This window comes from Okeania sp. SIO2F4 (genome assembly GCF_010672385.1).
GTDB lineage: Bacteria > Cyanobacteriota > Cyanobacteriia > Cyanobacteriales > Microcoleaceae > Trichodesmium.
In genome coordinates this window covers 1-4,869 of the sequence record NZ_JAAHGT010000751.1, presented here as the reverse complement: position 1 = coordinate 4,869, position 4,869 = coordinate 1, and the positions used below count along the sequence as shown (strand labels likewise).

General features: G+C 33.6%; 6 protein-coding genes and 3 pseudogenes. 5 read left to right on the top strand and 4 right to left on the bottom strand.

Annotated features, from left to right (window positions below):
• Positions 1-299, top strand: a pseudogene (locus F6K22_RS31960) (hypothetical protein); the annotation flags it as partial.
• A gap of 200 nt (positions 300-499) precedes the next feature.
• Here F6K22_RS31960 and F6K22_RS31955 read toward each other — a convergent pair.
• The gene (locus F6K22_RS31955) at positions 500-1,690 is read right to left on the bottom strand and encodes a hypothetical protein (RefSeq protein ID WP_293107580.1); all 1,191 of its coding nucleotides are present in this window, start codon (positions 1,688-1,690) and stop codon (positions 500-502) included.
• Positions 1,687-2,187: a DUF4365 domain-containing protein gene (locus F6K22_RS31950; RefSeq protein WP_293107577.1), complete on the bottom strand. Its 501-nt coding sequence runs from the start codon at positions 2,185-2,187 to the stop codon at positions 1,687-1,689. The genes F6K22_RS31955 and F6K22_RS31950 overlap by 4 nt, the downstream gene beginning before the upstream one ends.
• Before the next feature lie 163 nt (positions 2,188-2,350).
• On the opposite strand from F6K22_RS31950, the gene F6K22_RS31945 reads away from it, so the two are divergent.
• Complete coding sequence (locus F6K22_RS31945) at positions 2,351-2,605, top strand: hypothetical protein (RefSeq protein WP_293107575.1); 255 nt, start codon at positions 2,351-2,353, stop codon at positions 2,603-2,605.
• Here the strand turns inward: F6K22_RS31945 and F6K22_RS43200 are convergent.
• Positions 2,580-2,672 (bottom strand): annotated as a pseudogene (locus F6K22_RS43200) (IS200/IS605 family transposase); the annotation flags it as partial. The gene F6K22_RS31945 and the pseudogene F6K22_RS43200 overlap by 26 nt on opposite strands.
• 114 nt (positions 2,673-2,786) lie before the next feature.
• Between F6K22_RS43200 and F6K22_RS31940 the strand changes: the two are divergent.
• Genes F6K22_RS31940 through F6K22_RS31930 form a run of 3 tightly spaced genes read left to right on the top strand, consistent with a single transcriptional unit; the run spans position 2,787 to position 4,518 of the window.
• Positions 2,787-3,284: a hypothetical protein gene (locus F6K22_RS31940; protein WP_293107572.1), complete on the top strand. Its 498-nt coding sequence runs from the start codon at positions 2,787-2,789 to the stop codon at positions 3,282-3,284.
• Between the two features lie 9 nt (positions 3,285-3,293).
• Positions 3,294-4,049 (top strand): RNA-guided endonuclease InsQ/TnpB family protein, encoded by a 756-nt coding sequence (locus F6K22_RS31935; protein ID WP_293107570.1) that lies wholly within the window; start codon positions 3,294-3,296, stop codon positions 4,047-4,049.
• Between the two features lie 43 nt (positions 4,050-4,092).
• The gene (locus F6K22_RS31930; RefSeq protein ID WP_293107567.1) at positions 4,093-4,518 is read left to right on the top strand and encodes a TdeIII family type II restriction endonuclease; all 426 of its coding nucleotides are present in this window, start codon (positions 4,093-4,095) and stop codon (positions 4,516-4,518) included.
• 261 nt (positions 4,519-4,779) lie between these two features.
• Here the strand turns inward: F6K22_RS31930 and F6K22_RS43195 are convergent.
• Positions 4,780-4,869: pseudogene (locus F6K22_RS43195) on the bottom strand (transposase); the annotation flags it as partial.

The following is a 4,869-nucleotide window of genomic DNA, read 5'->3' as shown; positions in this document are numbered from 1 at the left end:
ATAAAGGATTCCGTACAGGCAATACTTTTATCCATGTACTGCGAAGAGAAATTGACTATAACCGAGACCACGGCACTTCTCTTCCAGCCATTTCTGTCAAACAAGGAGACAGAAACGATCGCTGCCACGAAGTAGAAATTCTGGGAAACTGCAAAATCGTCTATCGCCCTCATAAACCTAACAGAAGTCAAGCAGGTGGCGCTCGTCTGTGGATTGAGACAGAGCCTGATGTTGAAATTATTCGTAAGTTTTTCCGAGACCTAGAACTGGAGGAAGAAAAACCTCAAGGCTTTGGTTAACTTTGACTCTAATTTTTTAGCTTAACTGGATTTTTTTCCATATATATATAGTGTTCAGTGTTGGCTTCTTTGATTTTTAGGCTAACATTGCAGATTGTTGTGGAAATAATTCCGATATTTGTGGGATTACTAACCCTCCTCAAAATTATTTTTTGAGAGTAGGTGAGCGATCGCTTCTATAAATTTAGATTGGCAATTTTTCACTCAATAGCAAAAGTACGAACATCACGGATAATTAATTGATTTTTTTCTTCAATCAAATTTCCACTACAAATAATTAGACTTTGCTTCAGATTCGCTTCAAAAGCTTTTTTATAGTCTGCGCGATTTAACTCAATTACTATTTCTGATTCTTGTGTATTTTCCTGGATGGATGTAATGATAGTTACTCGTCCTTTTTTGTCTTCTTCTCCCCATTCAAGTTTAATAACTTTTCCTTCAACCTTATCTAGAGATTCTATTTCAGATGGTTCTTGAAAAATTGGAGATGATTTTTTTGTTCTTCGTTTGTCTCTCTTATGAAAGTAAGTTACTACTCTTTTGGATTTTAGTTTTTCTTTTGCCTGTTTTAATCTAGGTAAAGCATCAACATTTATTTTGATTTGAGAGCGAACATTGGAGGGCAGCTCAGTATTTTTTGAACGACTTAAATTAAATTCAATTCCTTCTTTACTAACTCCCTGACTCATTTTCAGAATTGCATCACAGAAGTTGGAACTAATTCCTGTATCTACAATTTCTACTAACTGTTCCTCCTCCTCTATATTTTCAGGAAAATTATTAGTTATCTCTAAAGCATTAAATAGTTTTTTGATAACTTGTCTTTCAAAATTATCAGACAAAGGGTCGGAAACTGGGGATATTATTTTAATAATGTAACTACCTGGTTCAGTTTGACCTATTCGTAACTTTTCCATATAGTCTGTAACTTTTTTAGACCTGCCACCTTGAAAAAAAGGTCTAGGATTAACCACCGAAGATGAAATAGAATACATCAATTGTTTAGTTGAATCAAAAAGTCTAATTCCATCATCTAAATGAATAGTGTTATCTGTTATATCAGGATATTCAACTCTAATTATAATAATATCTGCATCAATATTATTGATTTCATTTATAATCTCAATTACAGAGCGATTTTCTACAATAGATAGTGTATGTAAAACTTCGCTAATCCGAATAGCATAATCTTGAAGACTAGACTGCAAAGGTAATAAAATTTCATAGTAGTTATCTTCATTATCTTGCTTTGAAGGTAGAATCCAAATAGAAGCTCTGTCTGCTATTCTTTTTTCTTCATTCCATCCTTTTAAATTTAGATAACTAGAAAAATATTTGGGATTAATATCTTTTAGAAAATTAGGATTTCTAATAATTTCTTGTCTGGTCATGGCGCATCAGGAGATGCTACAATTTCCATTAATTGTGATAATTTCTTAACAGTAAAACGATTCTCTTGTGGAATATCAACTCTAACTTTTGTTTTATTATCAGTAGAAGGTCTTCCTCTCAAAGATATCCAATAACCACAATATTTTAAGATAGTTTCTTCATCAGATTGTGTGAGCCAACTCTCAATAAGGCGAGGAGCTACTACCACTACTAAAATACGAGGAACTAATACATTATCTGGAATTAACTCATTATAGTTTTTTACTTTTAAATCATATTTAATTCCTTCTGAATTTATGGGATTATCTTTTAAAAGACACTTTAATTGTAAATCAATACGAGGAGAGCGAATAGTACCATTACCTCCTCGTTTGTAGATTGACAAATCAATACTATCATCATCTACTTCTGGTTTAGATAAACTATATCCAGCAACTGTTGCAACTGCTCTCAAATAAGCATTACTAAATTGCTCTTGTTGCTGTGTAATGTGCATTCTACCACATCTCCTATTATTTCTCTGCTTCCTTATTTTTTATCTCTCGTCAAATTATATCCTGATAATGTAAATATTTTATTTTTGTATGTGGGTATTAGGGGCATTTGTGTTAATAAGGAAAAGGCTATAAGTGTGAGTAAATTTAGCAGATTCATTAATCATGAAAGATTTGACTAAGACGAAAATTCAAGATTTAGTACAAAATGTGATTGAGGCAAAGTTAAATAAATACTCTGCTGAAACTGACTATCAGCCATTTTTTGAAGCATTATTTGGTGAAGCAGTAATTATACAAACTTTAATATTGCATTCTTTTTACACGGAGAAAGTTCGGGAGTTTTGGCCGCCCCGTCAATTTAGGCGTGGGGCGGAAAAACGACGTGGCGGTTTCAACCGCCGTGGTGAGGGTCGTTGATGTGTTCAAAAATCTTAGCGGTGCTGACTTTTATAGTAGTATCATAAAAATAGCTGTGAGTCCACACTAACTAAATAGATATAGGCCATTCCTACTGAATCGTTACTATTGCGATATTTTTTGGGCTGATTTTTCATGTTGATAGGTTGACATTTATCGACATTTTGATAATGATAGAAACATGAGGAAAACAACAAAGAATATGGGATGTCAGCAAGTATTGCTTCATCCCGATCAAAATCTATTGGCAATATTAAAGTACTTGTGTGGCGAGGCTAATAAAGTATTCAATTGTTCCGTTTATTATGCCCGACAAGTTTGGTTTAAAGAAAATAGATTTCTCACTCAAGGTGAACTTTGTCGGCAGATGAAATGGAACGTGCATTTTAATGCAATGTACGCCTCTAGTGCCCAACAAATATGCAACGGTATTGTTGAATCTTTTATAAGTTTTAAACAACTACTTAAACTGTTTGGAAAAGGTGAATTAGCCAATCAACCCAAACCTCCTAAATATCGAAAACCAGGTTTATTTACTGTTTCTTATCCTAAAAAATGGCTGAAATTAACTGATATTGGGATTAAAGTTCCATTAGGTCGTAAGGTCAAAGCATGGTTTAGATTAGATGCTTTCTATATCCCAATGGCAAGTAATCTAGACTGGAACCTAATTAAATAAATTAGAATTATGCCTCGTCATGGTTATTTTTATGCTGAGTTTGTCTATGAAATGAAAACTCATTCAGTTAAGTTAAACCCTAACCAAGCTCTTTCTATTGACCACGGCTTAGACAACTGGTTAACTTGTATAGATACTCAAGGCCATAGTTTTATTGTTGATGGCAAACATCTCAAGTCTAAAAATCAGTGGTACAACAAACAGATAGCAACTCTCAAAGAAAATAAACCACAATATTTTTGGTCTAAAAAATTAGCCTGTATAACTGAAAAACGTAATCGTCAGATGCGAGATGCGGTTAATAAAACAGCAAGATTAGTAATTAATCATTGTCTTAAATATGGAATTAGTACGATTGTTTTTGGATGGAATAAAGGTCAAAAACAATCAATTGAATTAGGGGCTAAAACTAATCAAAAGTTTATACAAATTCCTACGGCTAAACTCAAGGAAAGAATTGAAAAACTTTGTAATTTATATGGGCTTCAGTTTGTAGAAACTGAAGAATCTTATACTTCAAAAGCGTCATTTTTAGATGATGACTTTCTCCCAATCTACGGTGAAAAACCCGATAACTGGGAACCATCAGGAAAGCGAGTAAAACGGGGTTTATACCAATCTAATGTCGGTTATTTGATTAATGCTGATGCTAATGGTGCAGCAAATATTCTCAGAAAAGTATCTGGAAGGCTTGGCCTTGACTTAAGCCAACTAAGTAGAGGCGCTTTGACAACGCCTTTAAGAGTTCGATTTTGGGCTACTTAAGAATCCCCGCGTCTTTAGACCGGAGAGTGTCAAATCATTTGGTATGTCTGTATATGAACCTCTTGCTAAAATCTTAGCTGAAAATGCTGGCTATGAAACTCAAACTCAATATGATTTATTAGGTGAGATAGATGCTCAAACAGAAAATATGATTAATGAATTATGTCAGAGTAATACCCCTCCTGATAAAGTACGAGAAATTGAAAAAATCAAGCAATCTATTAAAGAGGCAAAACCAAGGAAAGATAAAGATTCTCGTGTAGATATTTTTATTTATAAACCAAATACAGATGAAGAGCTATACATTGATATAACTACTGCAAAACCTAACAAAAAAGAATTTGGTACATTAAGAAGAAAAATGCTTCGTTGGTGTGGATTAAGGTTTAGTCAATATAAACAAGCAAAGATCAAAACTTATATTGCTATTCCCTACAATCCCTATCATCCTCGCCCCTATGCTCGATGAACTGCTAATGAATGTGATGTAAAAAATGAGCTATTAATTCAATAAAATTTTTGGAATGAATGTGCAGGGGAAGAGGTATATGAAGACTTATTAAACATTTTTAGAGAAGTTGGAGTTGAGATGAAATCAAAGATTGACCAATGGATTAAGTCTAAATCTATAGCACTACGCAAAAACGTTAGGACAGTTTTGGAAGGCTGCATCTACACATTCTCGGACTGTCTTAAACTTAGGTAACATTTGTTTCATCCAAGTTTTTCAAACTGACCACCAGTTTTCAATCTTGTTGAAATCAGGGGAATAAGCAGGTAAATACCAGATTTCACATCCAGCATCTTCAACAACTTCTCT